The sequence below is a fragment of the Chloroflexaceae bacterium genome, from assembly GCA_025057155.1.
Classification (GTDB): Bacteria; Chloroflexota; Chloroflexia; order Chloroflexales; family Chloroflexaceae; genus JACAEO01.
In genome coordinates this window covers 230,049-247,454 of sequence record JANWYD010000001.1, presented here as the reverse complement: position 1 = coordinate 247,454, position 17,406 = coordinate 230,049, and the positions used below count along the sequence as shown (strand labels likewise).

Annotated in this window: 15 protein-coding genes; 8 read left to right on the top strand and 7 right to left on the bottom strand. The window is 65.2% G+C overall.

What is annotated here, in order from left to right; all coding sequences use genetic code 11:
* Window positions 1-464: 464 nt before the first annotated feature.
* Both NZU74_00960 and NZU74_00955 read left to right on the top strand, forming a co-directional pair.
* Window positions 465-839 carry a TIGR02391 family protein gene (locus NZU74_00960; protein ID MCS6879880.1) on the top strand — a complete coding sequence of 125 codons (375 nt, stop codon included), beginning with the start codon at window positions 465-467 and terminating at the stop codon, window positions 837-839.
* A gap of 337 nt (window positions 840-1,176) precedes the next feature.
* Window positions 1,177-1,584 (top strand): hypothetical protein, encoded by a 408-nt coding sequence (locus NZU74_00955; GenBank protein ID MCS6879879.1) that lies wholly within the window; start codon window positions 1,177-1,179, stop codon window positions 1,582-1,584.
* A gap of 101 nt (window positions 1,585-1,685) precedes the next feature.
* Here the strand turns inward: NZU74_00955 and NZU74_00950 are convergent, their stop codons facing one another.
* Window positions 1,686-3,998 carry a DUF4129 domain-containing transglutaminase family protein gene (locus NZU74_00950; GenBank protein ID MCS6879878.1) on the bottom strand — a complete coding sequence of 771 codons (2,313 nt, stop codon included), beginning with the start codon at window positions 3,996-3,998 and terminating at the stop codon, window positions 1,686-1,688.
* Between the two features lie 203 nt (window positions 3,999-4,201).
* A complete protein-coding gene (locus tag NZU74_00945) occupies window positions 4,202-4,993 on the bottom strand; it encodes a TatD family hydrolase (GenBank protein ID MCS6879877.1) in 792 nt (263 codons plus the stop codon).
* Between the two features lie 427 nt (window positions 4,994-5,420).
* Here NZU74_00945 and NZU74_00940 point away from each other — a divergent pair, with 427 nt between their 5' ends.
* From NZU74_00940 to lpdA, 3 genes are all read left to right on the top strand, one after another.
* Window positions 5,421-6,092: a TrkA family potassium uptake protein gene (locus NZU74_00940; GenBank protein MCS6879876.1), complete on the top strand. Its 672-nt coding sequence runs from the start codon at window positions 5,421-5,423 to the stop codon at window positions 6,090-6,092.
* A complete protein-coding gene (locus NZU74_00935; protein MCS6879875.1) occupies window positions 6,093-7,484 on the top strand; it encodes a potassium transporter in 1,392 nt (463 codons plus the stop codon). It begins immediately after the preceding gene.
* A 384-nt stretch (window positions 7,485-7,868) separates the two neighbouring features.
* On the top strand, window positions 7,869-9,278 hold the full coding sequence (gene lpdA / locus NZU74_00930) for a dihydrolipoyl dehydrogenase (protein ID MCS6879874.1): 1,410 nt from the start codon (window positions 7,869-7,871) through the stop codon (window positions 9,276-9,278).
* Window positions 9,279-9,497: 219 nt separating this feature from the next.
* Here the strand turns inward: lpdA and NZU74_00925 are convergent, their stop codons facing one another.
* Complete coding sequence (locus tag NZU74_00925; protein ID MCS6879873.1) at window positions 9,498-10,928, bottom strand: pyridoxal-dependent decarboxylase; 1,431 nt, start codon at window positions 10,926-10,928, stop codon at window positions 9,498-9,500.
* A 192-nt stretch (window positions 10,929-11,120) separates the two neighbouring features.
* On the opposite strand from NZU74_00925, the gene NZU74_00920 reads away from it, so the two are divergent.
* Together NZU74_00920 and NZU74_00915 are read left to right on the top strand one after the other, a co-directional pair.
* A complete protein-coding gene (locus NZU74_00920; GenBank protein ID MCS6879872.1) occupies window positions 11,121-12,671 on the top strand; it encodes a nicotinate phosphoribosyltransferase in 1,551 nt (516 codons plus the stop codon).
* Window positions 12,672-12,792: 121 nt separating this feature from the next.
* The gene (locus NZU74_00915) at window positions 12,793-13,713 is read left to right on the top strand and encodes an RluA family pseudouridine synthase (GenBank protein MCS6879871.1); all 921 of its coding nucleotides are present in this window, start codon (window positions 12,793-12,795) and stop codon (window positions 13,711-13,713) included.
* A gap of 225 nt (window positions 13,714-13,938) precedes the next feature.
* Here the strand turns inward: NZU74_00915 and NZU74_00910 are convergent, their stop codons facing one another.
* The 4 genes from NZU74_00910 to NZU74_00895 form a co-directional block, all read right to left on the bottom strand.
* The gene (locus NZU74_00910) at window positions 13,939-14,340 is read right to left on the bottom strand and encodes a TIGR04086 family membrane protein (GenBank protein MCS6879870.1); all 402 of its coding nucleotides are present in this window, start codon (window positions 14,338-14,340) and stop codon (window positions 13,939-13,941) included.
* A gap of 88 nt (window positions 14,341-14,428) precedes the next feature.
* The gene (locus NZU74_00905) at window positions 14,429-14,686 is read right to left on the bottom strand and encodes a hypothetical protein (protein MCS6879869.1); all 258 of its coding nucleotides are present in this window, start codon (window positions 14,684-14,686) and stop codon (window positions 14,429-14,431) included.
* A gap of 280 nt (window positions 14,687-14,966) precedes the next feature.
* Window positions 14,967-15,335 carry a hypothetical protein gene (locus NZU74_00900; GenBank protein ID MCS6879868.1) on the bottom strand — a complete coding sequence of 123 codons (369 nt, stop codon included), beginning with the start codon at window positions 15,333-15,335 and terminating at the stop codon, window positions 14,967-14,969.
* 16 nt (window positions 15,336-15,351) lie between these two features.
* Window positions 15,352-15,735 (bottom strand): DUF393 domain-containing protein, encoded by a 384-nt coding sequence (locus tag NZU74_00895; GenBank protein MCS6879867.1) that lies wholly within the window; start codon window positions 15,733-15,735, stop codon window positions 15,352-15,354.
* Window positions 15,736-16,022: 287 nt separating this feature from the next.
* Between NZU74_00895 and NZU74_00890 the strand changes: the two genes are divergently transcribed.
* Window positions 16,023-17,249, top strand: coding sequence for a hypothetical protein (locus NZU74_00890; protein MCS6879866.1), 1,227 nt, complete (start codon window positions 16,023-16,025; stop codon window positions 17,247-17,249).
* Window positions 17,250-17,406: the final 157 nt, after the last annotated feature.

Here is a 17,406-nt window from a genome sequence, read left to right as displayed (position 1 = left end):
CCCCTCCGGTAGCCGCACGTTCATGCCAGTATAGCGCACCTTTGCCCGGCGCGCCGCACTCGAACGCGGATGCCTGGTGAAAAGACCGGAATGCTCCTTCCAATCCGATCATTCCAGCGGATCGAACCGATGGAAACACCGTGCAGGAGCAGTCTATGACATACCACTGGTCAATTCAGGGCAACCAGGCCATTATAATGGGCATGCCTGTTTCGCCCGCGCCCGCATTACGGTAGAGTCGATTCTGACCAGAGTCGCCGCCAGCGAAACCATCGAGCAACTGCTTGCCGCCCATCCCCATTTAACCACAGAGGCGCCTCAGACAGCGCTCGCCTTTGCTGCGGAGGCCCTACGGGCCAATACTCTCTATCCAATGACCGATCAAAGGGTACATCATCCGGGAGTATCAGCGCCGAGAAAGTGTCAGTATGGCCAGTAAAGTTACACAACAGGAGTAATACTGAATGGGCAAGCTGGCGAATATACTTCGAGAAAAGGAATTACATCCAGATATCGCTATTCGTGTGATCGACAGGTTTGATCACGATTTTCTAGACGACGCCATCTTAAACGCTTATAAAGTTATAGAAGAAAAACTCCGCGCAATCATGGGATCTTTTGATTCTGATGCAATGGAACTAATAAAACAGGCTTTTCACCCCAATACGGGATTTTTAACAGATCCGCGCTTATGGCCTTCCGAAAAGGAGGGAATACACCAATTATTTCGCGGGGCTTTCCTGACTTACCGAGACAGTTCTGCACATAGATATACACTCATCAATCCTGATGAAGCATGTGACGCCATTATTATTTTGCCAATCGAGTGTATATTATAGTGGATAAATGCTACAAAAATAAAACCGCTTTTTTAAATATACACGCTCCAACCTCAGCCCTGGCATACCCAAAAATCGACTCTAATAGCGAAAAATCGCTTCTTGATGTTGACAATGACGGTCAGGATGAAATACTGGCAAGAGTGCGTTATGTGTATCGTTGGAACTCCTTACGAGGATCATTTGATCTTATACATAGAGAATTCTTGTATATAGGGGGCAGGTAAAAACATTGCGCACCGGCAAGCGCCAGCATTCCCCAGAAACTGTTCGAGTCCGTACCATTAATCTCTCTGATCACCGTACAACTGCTCGCCAGAGAGGAGCACAGGGTTGTATGCATTACCACATCGTGTTCCCGACGCTGTTGCTGATTGCCGCCTTCGGCTGTATCGTCCTGATGATCCGTTCCGCCTTCAAGGAGACGACCCACCTTGCCACCGGCGTCGTCGATACTGAACGCTGGGTTACGGCGTATGCGGGATTTGCTTTCGTAGCGGGTATTGCCGTGCTATCCGTGTGGATTGGGGTCTCGTACAGTCTCTGGCTGACCCCCATCCTGCTGATCGGAGGATCAGCGCCAGCGCTCATTTCGATCGTGCTTGAAGCAAGCAGCCTCAACTCGCGACCGCGCCGATGGGGCCGGCATCTATTCTTCTTTGTTACTGGCGTGGCGGTGGTTCTCGCCTCCTGGCCCCTCGTTTTCAAGATTCTTTTTACGTTGGCCCACACGATGCCGCGCTAACGCTATGGCGGACTCTGGATCGGGCGCGGCGCGTCCGGAGGCAATCGGCGTCGTGCCAATCCCGGAATAGGTCGCCTGGGCCTTGCACCAAGATCCCGCTCTTACTCCCACCGCCCACGGCTGATCACCCGGCGGATGAGCGCCCGCCGCAACGCCCCGATCGCTTCGGCGGGGGGCAGGGGGTCCGGACGCCCGCGGTAACGCTCACCGGCGTAGGCGCGGGCAATGGCGCGAATGGTATGGCGATGCGCGGGCAGGGCCGCTCCGAGAGCTTCGGCATACTCCTCAGGGGTCTGTGAGGGACGCTGGGGTAGTCCGCCCCAGCCGGCCAGGAGGGCCATGCCCGCATAGGTTGCCGCGACGGCCCCCAGCCCCCGCGTTTCGCGGCGCCATACCCCGTACAGCGTTCCTGCGCCCAGCGCGGCAATCGCCAGCGCCACGCCGATGAGCGGCAGACCGCGGGGTGCGCCGCCCTGCACCTGCACGATGACCGGGGCGCGGCTCGGCTCTAACCCTTCGTCAAGCTCCTCGATCAGGTCGCGGGTGTCGCGGGGCGCGACGCCGCTTGCCGTCGTGTCCGCGGCGTCCTCGCCGAAGGCGCCGGTCAGCGGGCGCTGTGGCGGGCTGGTGTAGGCCGCTGGGGTCGGCTCGAAGCGCTCCCAGCCGAAGCCGGGAAAGTAGACTTCGGGCCAGCTATGGGCCACGCTCTCGCGCACCACGTAGACTCCCCGTTCGACATCAAATTCGCCCCCGGCGTAGCCGCGCACCCAGCGGGCGGGGATGCCCTGCGAGCGTAACATCACCACCATGGCCGAAGCGAAATAGTCGCAGTAGCCCTCGCGCTGCTCGAAGAGGAACCAGTCTACCAGATCTCTGCCGGCGGGCGGGGTGGCGATGCTCTCGTTGTAACGCAAGGTGCGCAGGTAGTCCTGAATGACCACGGCCTGATCGTAGGCGGTGAGCGCGCCAGCTTCACTCACCAGTCGGGCGGCCAGTTCGCGGGTGCGCGGGGTGACGCTGTCGGGCAACTGCAGGTAGCGCTCGCGCACCCAGCGGGGGTAGTCATCGCCAGCGGCGCGCAGGCTGCTGATGTCGGCGAAGGAGACCAGGGCGGTGACGCTGTAGGTTGTCCCGGCGCTGAGGCGCTGACGGGCGACGATGAGCGCGCTATCGTCGAAATTGGGCCGGGCGGCGCCGCTCTCGTCGAGGAGATAGTTGTGTTCCACCAGCGCCGGCAGACTGAGGCTCCGCGCTGCGCCGCCGACCACCACCAGGTCATCCAGGCGATCCCTGGCCAGCGTAACCGTCTGGGTGATCTCGCGCCGCCCGCGTAGATCGGCGAGGGGAATGGGTTCATTGGCGGCGCGGGGGGTGCGGGCCTGTTCGGGGGTGGCGGCGCCAAGGGTGGCGCGAGCCTGTTCGCCGGTGGTGTTTTCCCACCTGGCCCCGTCGTAGCGGTCGAAGGCCACGGCGCGCCAGTACTCGTAGCGCATGGAGCGCACGGTCATCACCACCTCGTCGCCGAGGCGCCGCGCCCCGCCCAGGGCCGCGCCACGGGAGGTAAAGGCCCCGCTGCCGGCGCCCGGCGGGGCGCTGATGGTGCTGAACATATCTTCCCACTGCTCGCGGGCCAGGCGGACGGGGCTGCTCAACACCGCCCAGGTGCGCGTGGCCCGATCCACCGATACGCTGCCGGGCAACAGCGCGGTGAGGGCAATCAGCGCCGCGCAGACCAGGGTCGCGGACCAGAGCACATGGACCGGCAGCAGATCGGGATGCTCGATCTGCCAGGCATCCCAGAACGCCAGGCGCTGGCGCATGTTCTGATACACTAGCAGCAGCAGCGCGGCCCCAAGGAAAATGAAGAAAGCCGTCGTCGGCTTGGGCTGGACATAGGTGTAGTTGACCAGGGCGATGGTCGCGTTCATAATGATCGGACGCCAGACCTGGCCCTCGCGCAGCACGGCCCAGGCCGTGCCATAGGCCAGCCCCCAGCAGAGCAGGCAGAGGGCCAGCACGTAGAGAGCGATATCCTCGCCACGCCCGCCTGAACTGAGAACGCGCGCCCAGATCAGCCCGCGAATGAGCAGATCGGTGGCCCGGTCGCGCCAGGTCAGCAGGCGCTCGTCGAGCAAGGGGGCCAGGGCATGCACGACCCAGGTGAGCGCCAGAGCCGCGCTGAGAAGGTGGGCGACCCAGCGGGGCAGCCAGGGCAGCCCGGCAAAGACGACTCCGCACAGCAGGCCGAGGAGGGCCATGGGCCGCAGCGCCTCCAGGCCAGGCGCCCAGCCCGACACCGAGAGCGCGTACACGACCGAGCCGGTCATCAGCAGGATCAGCAGCGCGCCGGGGAGCAGCGCGCCCAGGGTGCACGCCGGGCCTGGCGCGGGAGATGGGTGGGTTCCGGCTGCCATAGGTGAGTTGATGTCAACAATAGCTGTTCGGAGGGGTACGGGGAAACCGGGTTTCCCCATCCCCCGGCCCGACGGTAGGGCGCCGGCGGCCCCGCCACCGGTCAGGGACATGGGGAAACCGGGTTTCGCTACTCCGCTGTCATCCGGACAGCCCAACCGAGATGGTCAGGTCCACAGGATTGGCATCTTCCCACGACCCCATCTTACCCGTGCCGCTCACCGAAGGTAAACAGGCGCCCGGCGTTCGCCCACACCTGAGCGGCCACGTAGGCCAGCAGCTCATTGCGCAGTGCAGCGAGTCGCTCGACCACCAGGCGCACATAGGCAGGTTCATTGCGCTGGCCGCGGTAGGGGTTGGGAGACAGATAAGGGCTATCGGTTTCGGTCAGCAGCATAGCGAGCGGCGCCTGCCGGGCGACCTGGTGCAGGGCGGCGGCTTTGGCATAGGTCAGGGTTCCGCTGAACGAGAGCATGAAGCCGATGTCGAGGCAGGCCTGCGCATAGGCCCAGTCGCCGGAGAAGGCATGCATCACCCCGGTCTGGCCGCGGGCCGCGTCGGCGAGGATGCGCAGTGTATCGGCCTGCGCGTCGCGGCTGTGGATCACCACCGGCAACCCCAGGTTGCGAGCAAGGGCGAGCTGGGCGCGAAAGACCTCCTCCTGGGTGGCGGGGGGAACGCGCATCCAGTAGTAGTCGAGACCGATCTCGCCGATGGCGACCACCTTCGGATGCGCGGCCAGGGCGCGCACCTGCTCCAGATAGTCGGGCGGGGCCTCGTGGATGTGATTGGGCTGCAGGCCAACCACGGCGTAGATGGCGGGATGGCGTTCAGCCAGGGCCACCGCGGCCCGGGAGGAGGGCAGGTCGTAGCCGATTTCGATCATGCGAGCCACGCCAGCGGCCCGGGCGCGGGCGATCACCGCCTCACGATCCTCGTCAAACTGGCTCATCGCCAGGTGGGCGTGCGTATCAATCAACAGTGGCGCGTCACTCATAGCGCCGGCATTGTAGCACATCGGAGCGCGCTGCCGGGGGGCAGAGAAAGAGAAAACTGAGGGCTGATGGGGTCCAACGAACAATCGCTGTGTCACCGCTTTTCCCGCTGGCAGGGGCGAGAGGAAACCTGGCGTCCCCACCTCCCTGCATCCTGCCCTGGGCGGGTCTCGTCCGCTCTCCTCCGCCCGCAGGGGCGGGGTGAACCCTGGTTGCCCCGCATCCCTTCAACCCGCGCCGGGCGGGCCGCGCCCCCCACCCCTGCCGGCAGAGGCGTGGGGAAACCAGGTTTCCCCACATCCTCCAACCGGCTTTGAAAAAGCATCTATGCAAGTAGATAAAGCGCGGAAGCGTTGTACAATGAGGGGCGCATGAGAAAGTTGGCACAGGCAAGCCTACGATGAACGTAGGATCAGGAAGGTAACGGGGATGGCCCGTCGAAACGGCAGCCAGGAGTTCGCAGTGATCGGCCTGGGGCGCTTCGGCAGCGCCGTGGCCCTGAATCTCATCGAGCGCGGCTACACGGTGCTGGGAATTGACCGCGACCCCGAAATTGTTCAGAAACTGGCCGACCGTATCACCCAGATCGTAGCCCTGGACTCCACGAACGAAGACGCCCTGCGCGCCGTGGACATCACCTCCTTTGAAACCGTGGTGGTGGCGATCGGCACGCACTTTGAAAACAATCTAATGACCACGGTGACGCTGAAAAGCATGGGCGTGAAACGGGTGGTCTGCAAGGCGGTCAGTGAGCGCCAGCAGCAGATCCTGCTGCGCGTCGGCGCGGACCAGGTGGTGCTGCCCGAACACGAGGCAGGCGCCCGGCTGGCATGGCGCCTGGCCGAGCCGCGAGTGCTTGATCATCTTGACCTGGGTTCGGGCTTCAGCGTGGCCGAGGTGCGTGTGCCGAACTGGCTGGTGGGCCAGTCGCTTATGACCAGCGGGTTGCGTAAACGCTTCGGCATCAACGTGCTGGCGATCAAGCGCGGCTCGCAGATGTTCGTCACTCCCTCCGCCGACATGGTGTTCGCGCGTGATGATATGATCCTGGTGATCGGTTCGGATCAGTCCATCAGCAGCTTTTGCAACCAGGCCAGATAAATGCGGATCGCTCGCGGTCAACTGGCCCGATCGGGGCGCGTTCCGGCCGGCGCAACCCGGCGACCCCTGCGCCCGGCGCCACGCATTGTGGGCGGGCTGGCCCTGCTGGTCAGCCTGGGCACCCTCTTGCTGATGCTGCCAGTATCCGGCCGCGAGCGCCCTCTGGCCTGGAACGACGCTTTATTCACCGCCGTTTCGGCCCTGAGCGTCACGGGGCTGTCAACCATCACCGCGTCGCAGGATCTCTCGCTGGTGGGCCAGATTCTGCTCCTGACCGGCATTCAGGTCGGCGGCGTCGGGTTCATGGTTGTCGCGGTGGTGATCCTGCGGCTGCTGGGACGGCGCATCGGCCTGACCGAACGCGTGGCGCTGAGCGACTCGCTGGGCCTGCTCTCACCCGCGGCGATCGTTTCGCTCACCAAGCGGGTGCTGACCACCGTGCTGCTGTTCGAGGGCCTGGGCGCGCTGCTGCTCTACCTGCACTGGCGCACCGACGAGCGCCTTAGCGAGTGGCAGGCGCTCTTTTATGCCATCTTCCACGCCGTCTCGGCCTTCTGCAATGCCGGTTTCGATCTCTTCACCGGCACGCCCGGCTTTCCCGAAGGCATTCCACGCGACAATCTCACCCTGGCGATCATGGGCACGCTGATCTTCATCGGCGGCCTGGGGATTCCCGTCATCGCCGACCTGCTGACCTACTATCGCGAGCGACGCCTGTCGCTGCACACGCGCCTGACGCTGATCGTGGTCTCCTTCCTGGTCGTGGGCGGCACACTTGGCTTCTGGGTCGCCGAGATCCGCAGCACGGGCGCCCTCGCCGGAGAGAACCCCCTGCGCGCCCTGCTGATCTGCCTGTTCCAGTCAGTATCGGCGCGCACCGCCGGCTTTGTGGGCATCGCTCATTTCGACGAACTGAGCGCCCCGAGCCAGTTGCTCATGATCACGCTGATGTTCATCGGCTGCGCCCCCGCGTCAATGGGTGGCGGCATTACCACCGGCACCTTCGCGATTATGACCATCTCGTTGTGGAGCTACGCCCGCGGGCTGCCCACGGCCCAGTTCGGCGGGCGCTCGCTGGCGGCGGGCACCTCGCGCAAGGCGGGGGCGGTGTTGACCATCAGCCTGCTGGTTACTCTGCTGGCGTCATGGCTGATAGCCATGACCCACGACTCGCCCCTGGAGCCGGTGGTCTTCGAAGTGGTCTCGGCTTTTGCCACCTGCGGCCTGAGCCTGGGCCTGACCACGGAGTTGAACCTGTTCGGGCAACTGGTGATCTGCCTGGTGATGTTCTGGGGGCGCCTGGGCGCGCTGACCATCGTCGTCGCCATCGCCGGGCAGCAACGGCGCACTCAACTGGTGCAGTATCCAGAGGAGCAGATTCTGATCGGCTAAGGGAGTTTTGGATTTTGGATTTTGGATTTTGGATTGGGGTATGAAGAGGCGGTTGATGGCGTGGTAACGTCTGAACCGGCGTGCTGGAACCGCGCCGGATTGGGCGCGAGCGCCCGTGCTACAATGAACGGGCAGCACAGCCGGCGAACCCGCTCGTGGGGCGGTTCGCGAACCGCCTCTGTCAACCTTGAGCTCCCCTGTCGGTCTGGGAGGGCCGCACCCTCCTGAGCATTCTCTTTTCATCTCAATCGTGGCATACAGGTTTCTATGGAAACCAGGTTTGCCATATGAGAGAAAGCCGCGGCTCGACGATCATTCCGATGCTGGGCGGCGGGTTTCTATGGGAACCAGGTTTGCCATATGAGAGAAAGAAAGGCAATTCCCGTGAGCGAGAGCGTCTACGATGTGGTGATCATCGGCTCGGGGCCGGGCGGCTATGTCGCCGCGGTGCGGGCCAGCCAGTTGGGAATGCGCGTGGCGCTGGTCGAGGCAGGTCAACTCGGCGGCGTGTGTCTGAACGTCGGCTGCATTCCCACCAAGGCGTTATTGCACAGCGCGGACCTGCTCGACGAGGTGCGCGAAGGAAAACGCTTCGGCATCAACGTCGAGGGGCTTAGCTTCGACCTCGGCGGCGCGATGCAGCATAAAGACGCCGTGGTCAAGGCCAGCACCGACGGCGTGAGTTACCTGATGAAGAAGAACAAGGTCGAGGTGGTAGCCGGTTGGGGACGGCTGGCAGGGCGCGGTCAAGTGCACGTGCGTCTGAACGAGGGCGGCGAGCGCACCCTGACCGGCAAGCAGATCATCGTGGCGACCGGGGCGCGTCCGCGACCGTTTCCCGGCGTAGAGTTCGACGGGCAGCGGGTGCTCTCCTCCACCGATGCGCTGCGGCTCACTGCCGTGCCGGAGAGCCTGCTGGCGATCGGCGCGGGGGCGATCGGGGTGGAGTTCGCCTCGATGTACCGCGCCTTCGGGGCCGAGGTGACCCTGGTTGAGGCGCTGCCGCGCATCGTGCCCAACGAAGACGAAGAGGTCTCCGCCGAACTGGCTAAAGCGTTCCAGCGCCGGGGGATCAAGACGCTGGCCGGAGCCCGCGTGGAGAGCATTGACGCCGGCGGGGAGCAGGTGGTTGTTACGCTTATCGATGCTGGCGGCAAGGCCCGGCAGATCGCCGTGGAGAAGCTCCTGGTCGCCATCGGCATTACGCCGAACACTGAGAACATCGGCCTGGAAGAGGCCGGCGTGAAGCGCAACGCCCGCGGATTCATCGAGACCGACGGCTACATGCGCGCCGCCGAGGGGATCTACGCCATTGGCGACTGCGTGGCGGCCACGCCCTGGCTGGCCCACAAGGCCAGCGCCGAAGGCATCCTGGCGGTCGAGCACATCGCCGGGCTGCACGTGACGCCGCTGGATTACCGCAAGATCCCTGCCTGCACGTACTGCAACCCTGAGATCGCCAGCGTCGGCCTGACCGAGGCCCAGGCGAAGGAGCAGGGCTACCAGGTGAAGGTGGGGCGCTTCCCCTTCTCGGCCAACGGCAAGGCGCGGGTGCTCGGCCAGAGCCGCTTCGGGTTCGTCAAGGTCGTTGCTGACCAGCAGTACGGCGAGATCCTGGGCGTGCACCTGATCGGCCCCCGCGTCACCGAGATAATTGGCGAAGGAGGGCTGGCCCTGACCCACGAGGCCACCGGCGAGAGCCTGGTGCAGACCATCCATGCGCACCCGACGCTGCACGAAGCCATCGGCGAGGCCGCCCACGCCCTGGCGCATGGCGCGGCGCTGCATCTCTAGGGTTGTATGAACTGTGGAGGTGTGGAGGTGTGGAGGTGTGGAGGTGGGGGGACTTTGGACGAGGTTGCGCCGAACCATACAACACAGGTCTGTGCACCACAGCCTTCTCTACGCCGCTGCGTACCGACAGCGATCCGGTACGACTGAGCGCAACCTGCGTATTACACCTCCACATCTCTACACCTCTACATCTCCACACTTCCACATCTCCACACCCCCCTAGAACGCGACTCCTCTGACGCCCTCCGCCTCCTGACGCATCAAGGCCCACAGGGCGGCAACATCGGCATGGGTGGTCGGCTCGGCGCCGATGCTCACCCGGCACATCCAGCGCCCATCGAGCACCGCCGGGGTCAGGAAGGCCGCGCCTGAGGCGTTGATCCGCCCGACCCAGTCGAGGGTGTGGCGATCAAGGGCCTCGCCTTCCAGCCCGGGCGGCTCGTGGCGCACACAGACCGTTTGCAGGTGCACCGTATTGAGCAGGCGCCATGCCGGGGTCGCGCGAACCTGGTCGGCGAGCCACCGGGCAGCGGCCAGATCGCGGCGCAGGCGGGCGCGCAGGGCTTCCACCCCCTCCAGACGCAGCAGGAACCACAGCTTGAGGGCGCGGAAGCGCCGCCCCAGCGGAATGCCCCAGTCGCGGAAGTTGGTCACCGTCCCGTCGGTCGCGGTCTGCAAATAGCTGGGGTTGGTGGACATCACCCGGATCAGGTGTTGCGCATCGCGCACGTAAAAGAGTGAACAATCGAAGGCCGCGCCGAGCCACTTGTGGGGATTGAGCACCAGACTGTCGGCCCCCTCAATGCCCTGCCACATCCAGCGGCACTCGGGCAGGATGAGCGCCGAGCCGGCCATCGCCGCGTCCACGTGCAGCCACAGGCCGCGCTCCTGGCAGATGGCGGCAATCGGCTCCAGCGGGTCGAACCCGGTGGTGGCCGTCGTGCCGCTTGTCGCCACGACGGCGCAGGGCCGGCGGCCATAGGTCAGGTCGGCGACGATCTCATCGGCCAGCAGATCCACGCGCATCGCGTGGCGCTCGTCGGTGGGGATGATCCGCAGGTTCGAACGCCCGAAGCCGGCGAGCAGCACGGCTTTCTCCACTGAACTGTGGCTCTCGGCTGAAGCATAGACAGTCAGGGGCAACTCCTCGGCCTGTAGACCGCCGCGGGTCTGGCTGTAACTGGTGCTACGCTCGCGGGCGCAGAGAAGCGCCACCAGGGTCGCAGTGCTGGCCGTGTCGTAGATAACACCGCGCCATGCCTCGGAGAGGCCAAAGAGCTGGCGCATCCAGTCAGCCATATGCTCTTCCAGCTCCGTCAGCGCGGGGCTGGCTTCCCAGTTCAGGCCAAGCTGGCCCAACCCGGTGCTGAGCAGGTCGCCGAGGACCGAGGCCAGGGCGGCGTTGGCGGGGAAGTAGCCGAAGAAGCGCGGATGCTGCCAGTGGGAGAGACCGGGAAGGATGATACGCTCCAGGTCCTCGATCAGCGCGGCAAACGGCTCGGGGGCCTCCGGAGGCGCGGGGGGGAGCTGCGCGCGGATGGCGCCAGGATTGACGCGCGACCAGACCGGCAGTTCGGGGAGGCGCTCCCGGTAGGCGGCGATCCAGTCAATCAACGCATGGCCCGCCTGTCGAAACTCATCGGGGCGCATACGCGGTTCCTTTCTCACATGCGGCTGCGCCGCACACCACTTCCCGGAAGGGCTGCACCCTCCCGGACCCTCCCCCCATGATAGCCGATATTCACGCATCCGCAGGGCTTGACATCCGACGCCGGGCAGACTATCATCTAGTGTCAAGTATACACTATTACCCCGGCGGCTCGTTCCCCTAAGGAGGACACGATGCGAGCAGAGCAGCAGCGCACGGCTGAGGGCATCCTCTTCACCGACCAGTACCAGTTGACCATGGCCCAGCTCTACTTTCGGGCCGGGCTGCACGAGCGGCCGGCTCAGTTCGACCACTTCTTCCGGCGCTACCCCGACTATGGGCTGCACGCCGCTGGCTACTGCGTGGTCGCCGGTCTGGAGTGGCTGCTGAACTGGATGCGCGCGGCGCGTTTCCGAGAGGAGGATCTGGCCTACCTGCGGGCCCAGCGCACCCGCACCGGCGCACAGCTCTTCGCCGACGACTTCCTCGACTACCTGCGCCATCACGGGCATTTCGAGGCCATCAGCCTCAGCGCCATTCCCGAGGGACGGGTGGTGCATCCCGGCGTCCCATTGAGCGTCGTGCGCGGGCCGCTGGCGATGGCCCAGATCCTTGAGACGGCGCTGCTCAACCAGATCAACTACCAGACCCTCATCGCCACCAAAGCTGCGCGCATCCGCGAGGTGAGCCGGGCAAGCATGGTGCTGGAGTTCGGGCTGCGGCGAGGGCAGGACCGCGGCGCCAATGCCGGCACCCGCGCGGCGTTGATCGGCGGGGCTGATTTTACCTCTAATGTGGGCCTCTCCAGCACTCTGGGGCTCCCCCCCAAAGGCACCCATGCTCACGCCCTGGTGCAGGCCTACCTGGCGCTGGGCCAGAGCGAACTCGACGCCTTCCGCGCCTTCGCCGAAGTCTACCCTGATGACTGCATCCTGCTGGTTGACACGGTGGATACGCTGGAGAGCGGCGTTCCCAACGCCATCCGGGTATTTGAAGAACTGCGAGCGAAGGGCCACAAACCGGTGGGCATCCGCCTCGACTCGGGCGACCTGGCCTACCTGGCCATCCAGGCCGCGCTGATGCTCGACCGGGCCGGGTTCAGCGACACAGTGATCGTGCTCTCCAGCGACCTGGACGAACTGGTGATCTGGCAGATCCAGACCCAGATTGCCGCCGAGGCCAGGCGCTACGGCGCCGATGCCGACGCAATCATCCACCGGCTGGTCTACGGCGTGGGCACACGTCTGGTCACTTCACACGGCGAGGGCGCCCTCGGCGGGGTGTACAAACTGGTGGCCATCCACGATGGGAACGCCTGGCGTCCGGCGATCAAGATCGCCGACTCGCCCGCGAAGATGACCACTCCCGGTCTCAAGCAGACCTGGCGGCTCTATGACCGGCGCGGCCTGGCGACCGCCGACATGGTATGCCTGGACGACGAGGATCCAGCGCGGATGGAGCAGATTGTGTTGCGCCATCCTAGCGAACCAACTATGTTCCGTGTCCTGGAGCCAGCGGCGCTTTCGGGAATGGAACCGCTCCTGGTTGAGGTGCTGCGCGAGGGCCAGTTGGTGTACGAACTGCCTTCCCTGGAAGCGATGCGTGAGCGGCGTCGGGCCGACGTTGAGCGCCTCGACGCTGGCGTGCGCCGTATTGTCAACCCGCACATTTACCACGTCTCGCTTTCACAGCGGCTGTGGGATCTAAAGCAAGAGCTGCGGCAACGGCTGGAGAGCGGGGATTAGAGCACTGACCGGAATGCTTGAGCCACTGAAGACCCTGAGCCGTGCGGCTCGCTGCGCGCGCAGCCGGCGGTGCGGGTCAATCGTTTTGAGAAACGCTATAGGGGGATCTGGCGAGGCGGGGATGGAACGGTCGCGCATCACCTATCGCATCGCGCCCGAAGACGCCGGGCTGGGTCTGCGCGAACTGGCGGCGCGCCTTGCGGGCGAGGCCGGCGCCATTGCGGCAGCCCGGGGCGGGGCCTGGCTCGACGGGCGCCGGGTGAGCGACGCTGCTGCGCCTGCGCCCGCTGGCGCAGAGCTGACGCTGCGCTTTCCCCCCGCCGACGGCTATACCGACGTAACCATTACGGCGGAGGATCTGGCCTACGAGGATGCCTGGCTGATCGCCGTGCACAAACGCGCGGGCTGGTATGTGGGGGCCACACCGTGGGACGCTCAAGGCAACGTGCTCGCGGCCCTGGGGCGCTACCTGACATCGCGCGACGGCGCGGCGCCGCCGCTGCACCTGGCGCACCAGCTTGACCGCGACACTTCGGGCCTGCTGCTGGTGAGCAAGGCGCCTGCTGCCAATGCCGCATTGCAGGCGGCTTTTACCACGGGCGAGGTGGTCAAGACCTACCTCGGCCTCTGCGCAGGCAGACCGCCGTGGAGCGCGATTGACTTGCGCACCGGCCACGGCCGGGCAGCCGGGGGGCGCTGGCGCATCTATCCGCTGGAGGCTGTGGGACAGGCGCTGCCCGAGGGCGGCGGGCGCGTGCGCGAAGCCCACAGCAGCTTCCGCGTTGCGCGAACCCTGGGCGATGCCGCGCTGGTCATCGCCGTACCCCATACCGGGCGCACCCACCAGATCCGCCTGCACCTGGCGCACCTGGGCCATCCCCTGCTCGGCGACACGCGCTACGGCGGCCCGCCCGGCTATGCCGGCCAGCCGCTGCCTGGTCACCTGCTGCACGCCGCCGAACTGCGCCTGCGACACCCAATCACGGGCGCGATGCTGGCCCTTGCCAGCCCGCCGCCGCCGCTCTTTGAGGCGTTCCTGTAGCGCAACCTTCCAGGTTGCGCGCGCCTGGGAAACCCGAGGTCACCCACGTCTCTGCCCGAAGGGCCGGTGGGCGGAAGAGAACGGGGAAACCGGTTTTCCCCGCGCCCCTGCCCGTGGATGGGGAAACCAGGTTTTCCCACGCCCTCGCCTGCCAGGTCGGTGGTCGGAGGAGCAGGAAATCCGGGACTCCCCGAACCTCGTCCGGATGGCGCCCCCGGCAGCCCATCATCTCCGTGACGTCCGTGCGCGGGTAACATAAAAAGCCAGCAGCCCCCCAAGGGCGCCGCTCAACAGACCCAGGGCCTGGACGGCGACAAGCAGGCGCGGCACCGGCGCGAGGCCAGGGTTGCTTGCCGCCGCCGCCAGAATCGACGTAACGCCGACGAGTAAGCCGTGAAGGGTGAACGCCGCGCCGGCGATGCGCGCGGCGATAAAGCCGCCGGTGGCGGTAGCGCCGAGGAGCAGCGCGAGGATGAACACGTGCAGCGGCTTGTGGAGGCTCGGCGCGACGAACACGGAAGTTGCGCCGAGCCAGCCAAGGGTCACTTGAATGAGGATGCGGAGCGAGAAATCAGCCAGCCAGCCAAAGGCCACAGCCGCCCACTGCACGTGCAAATCGGTGAACATAGGCCCCACAGGGGAGGTTTTGAGAGGGCCTTGCCTTACCAGGAACAGCCTCTCACCTCGCTCGTGCGCAGCGCAGGCGTCTGCGTAGTTATCTGCTCATGCCCCAGGCGATGAGGAAGATCATCGCCGTAATCTCCATTGCCCGCAGGCAATCAGGAATCACACCGCGCCAGAACTCCTGCTGGCCCAACCACCACCAGATCCGGTTCGCACCCGAGCGGAGGCGCACACGGTCTTCCCACCGAGCCAACTGCTCGACGCGAGCAAGACGAAACAAACGGCGCGTGTGAATGATGACGGTTGAGGCCCACACCCCGGCCATCATCAAATGCAACAGCAGCGGCATCGATTGTAGCTCCTCCTCGACACGTTAGACAACCAGGCGGCTTTGCCGCCAAGCAGTGGGAAAAGGCCTGGCAGGGCCTCGCTTACGTTGCAGGTTTATCCCCCCTGCCCCTCCCTGACCCTCCCCCGCCGGGGAGGCAACCGGGCGCCTCCTGCCAGCGGCGGGAGGCTGGCAATGAGACGCAAGTCTCCGACAACAAACCCGTCTGTTCTTAGTATGCAATGACTTTGCCCAGAAAGGCAAGGCGCTATTTGATACTTCAAAAATCGTCGAGGTAGTACTACGGCGCATTGGGAGATCGGTACCTGCCGGATGCACGCCGCCGACGGCTGAGGGTGTCGAAGCGGCGCTTGAGGGCAAAGGCGACGACAAGTGAGAGGATCGGAATGAGGGACAGGCAGAGGAAGGCGAAGAAGAGAGCCCGTGAACCACGCCATGGCGTTTCTTCGGCGCGATCAGGGGTTGTCTGGCGGAGGGGCGCATCGGAAGGGAGCGGCGGCAGACCCGGGCGCTCCGCGGTGAACCGCAGCGCCAGCGGGGCAGCGGCGCCTCCAGGTGCGCCTCCGTCGCCAGCGAGGAGGACCGCTGGCGCGAGAGACCACAGGACCGCCAGGGCCATCAGCAGCAGGCGCGGATGGTGCGGGAGCATAAACGACCCGGCAGGGCTAGGGCCGGCACACGCCGTCATCGCAGGCATCAGCGCGCCCCCCAAGGAGGTAACGGTTCCGGGCGATCCAGGCATACATCGGGCGGGCGAAGAGCATAGCCCCGGGGAGGCGCATCAACTCGCCGAGGCCACGCAGAGCCGGCAGGCGCAGCAACGTTTCGCGCACCGCATCGGCGCCGCGATAGAGCGTGCCGTCAGGGGCCACCAGATGCACTTCACGCTGCGCGTCTTCGGGAGTGACCTGCGGGAAGCGCGCGCGAGCCTCGGGCGAGCGCATATCAAGCACTTCGATGATGCCGGCATCATTATAGGCTTCGATCCAGCCAATCTGGGCGGTGCAGAGCCGGCATGCGCCATCGTAGAGCAGCGTATAGCGAGGCATGCTCATTGTGTGTAAGCCTGTCGTAATATACGCAGCTTGAGCGTATCAGGTTGCTATCAGTACTATATCATCACACGCCGGCTGGCGCAAAGACACGCTCCCTCGTCAGGGCCAATGCCAATGCGGCGCCGGCGATGGGGTCTGGGGCTGCGACGCCACCCGAGTTACTGGCGTCTGATCTTGCCCTGAAGACGTTGCATCAGCCTGCCTCTGGAGCGCCACCCTTTGGGTGGCGCGGCCCGGGTGGGAACGGCCCGCCCGGGCATCTCTGACGAGAGGAACGAGTTATGCGACAACGACAGATGCTGCGGTTCGCTGCCGCCGGGTTCGCGCTGGCCCTGGCGCTCGTGCTGGGGGTGTTCGCCTATACCTCGTCGGCTTCGACGGCCTCGTTCGGCATTTTCAGCGATCGGCCCCGGGTTGTGTGCGACCGCGTGGGCATCAGCGCCCCATCGGTGTTCCAGGGCGGGCGCTTTCAACTCAAGCTGTCGCGCTACTGGACGGAGCCGGTCGAGGTTGACATCTCGTTTCCCGATGGGCGGCTCTTCACCGTGCCGGCCGCGCGACTGCTCGACGGCACGATTGATCAGGTGATCAACAACCCGGCGGCCAGCCGGGCGAATGCCAACATCGCCGGCGAGGTATCGGCAGTGCTGACCGTGCCCGGCACCTGGCCCTACGGCTGCTACTTCTTTACCGGGCGCGGCTTGCTGAGCGGCAAGGTGGCCGGCGCGGCGCTGGTAGTGGTGCCCGGCGGCGCGCCGGGGCCGAACCCCGGCCCGGCCTTTGCCGCGGTCACCCGCGTAGGCAGCAATGAAGCCAGGGGCGTGCAGGGTTCGCGGGTGGACATCAACGGCAGCGGCTTCCGCGGCGGCGAAAGGATTGACATCTGGATCACCGCGCCTGATGGGACGGTGCTCAACTTCCCCCCCGGTCCGGCCATCTTCGCCGACAATTCGGGCGATTTTCGCGCCGCCTTCACCTTCGACGGCCTGAACCCGGTGGGCGTCTACCAGTTCACCATTCAGGGCGCCAGCAGCGGCTACCGCGTCATTACCACCTTCACCCTCACCTCGCCGCCGGTGACGCCGACCGGCTGGGCCACGTTCCGTGTGGCCTTCCCGCCCGACCAGGCCGACCCGCAGCGAAGCGCCTTTGAGGTGCAGGGCGCGCTGTTCTACCCTGGAGAGCGGGTGGACATCTGGCTGACGCTGCCGGACGGGTCGGTGCGCGGGCTGCCTTCGCAGTTCGCCGACGGCGTGGGTGATTTCTACGCCGTGCTCTACCTCGATGAGCGCCTGCCAACCGGATTCTACCAGGCGACCGCCAGAGGCAGTCTGAGCGGGCACCTGGTTATTACCAGCTTCACCCTGCAACGGGCCATTCCGCAGGACACCATTTTCAATCCCGTTCCTGGGCCGGCTGTCATTGACAGCAGCAGCAACATCACCGGCCCGTCGCCAGATGTGCTCGATCCCTTCAACCAGGGCACGATCGGGGATCGCCTGCCGTAGGCCGAGCACAAATGAAGATCGCTTGAATCTAGATGGTCTGGGAAGGCTACGCCTTTCCAGACCATTGCTTTCCCCACGCACCACCTCAGTACGGCGCGATCGCCGTCACCACCAGCACCATCACCAGAAAGCCGATGACGCTGACGCTGAGGAACTG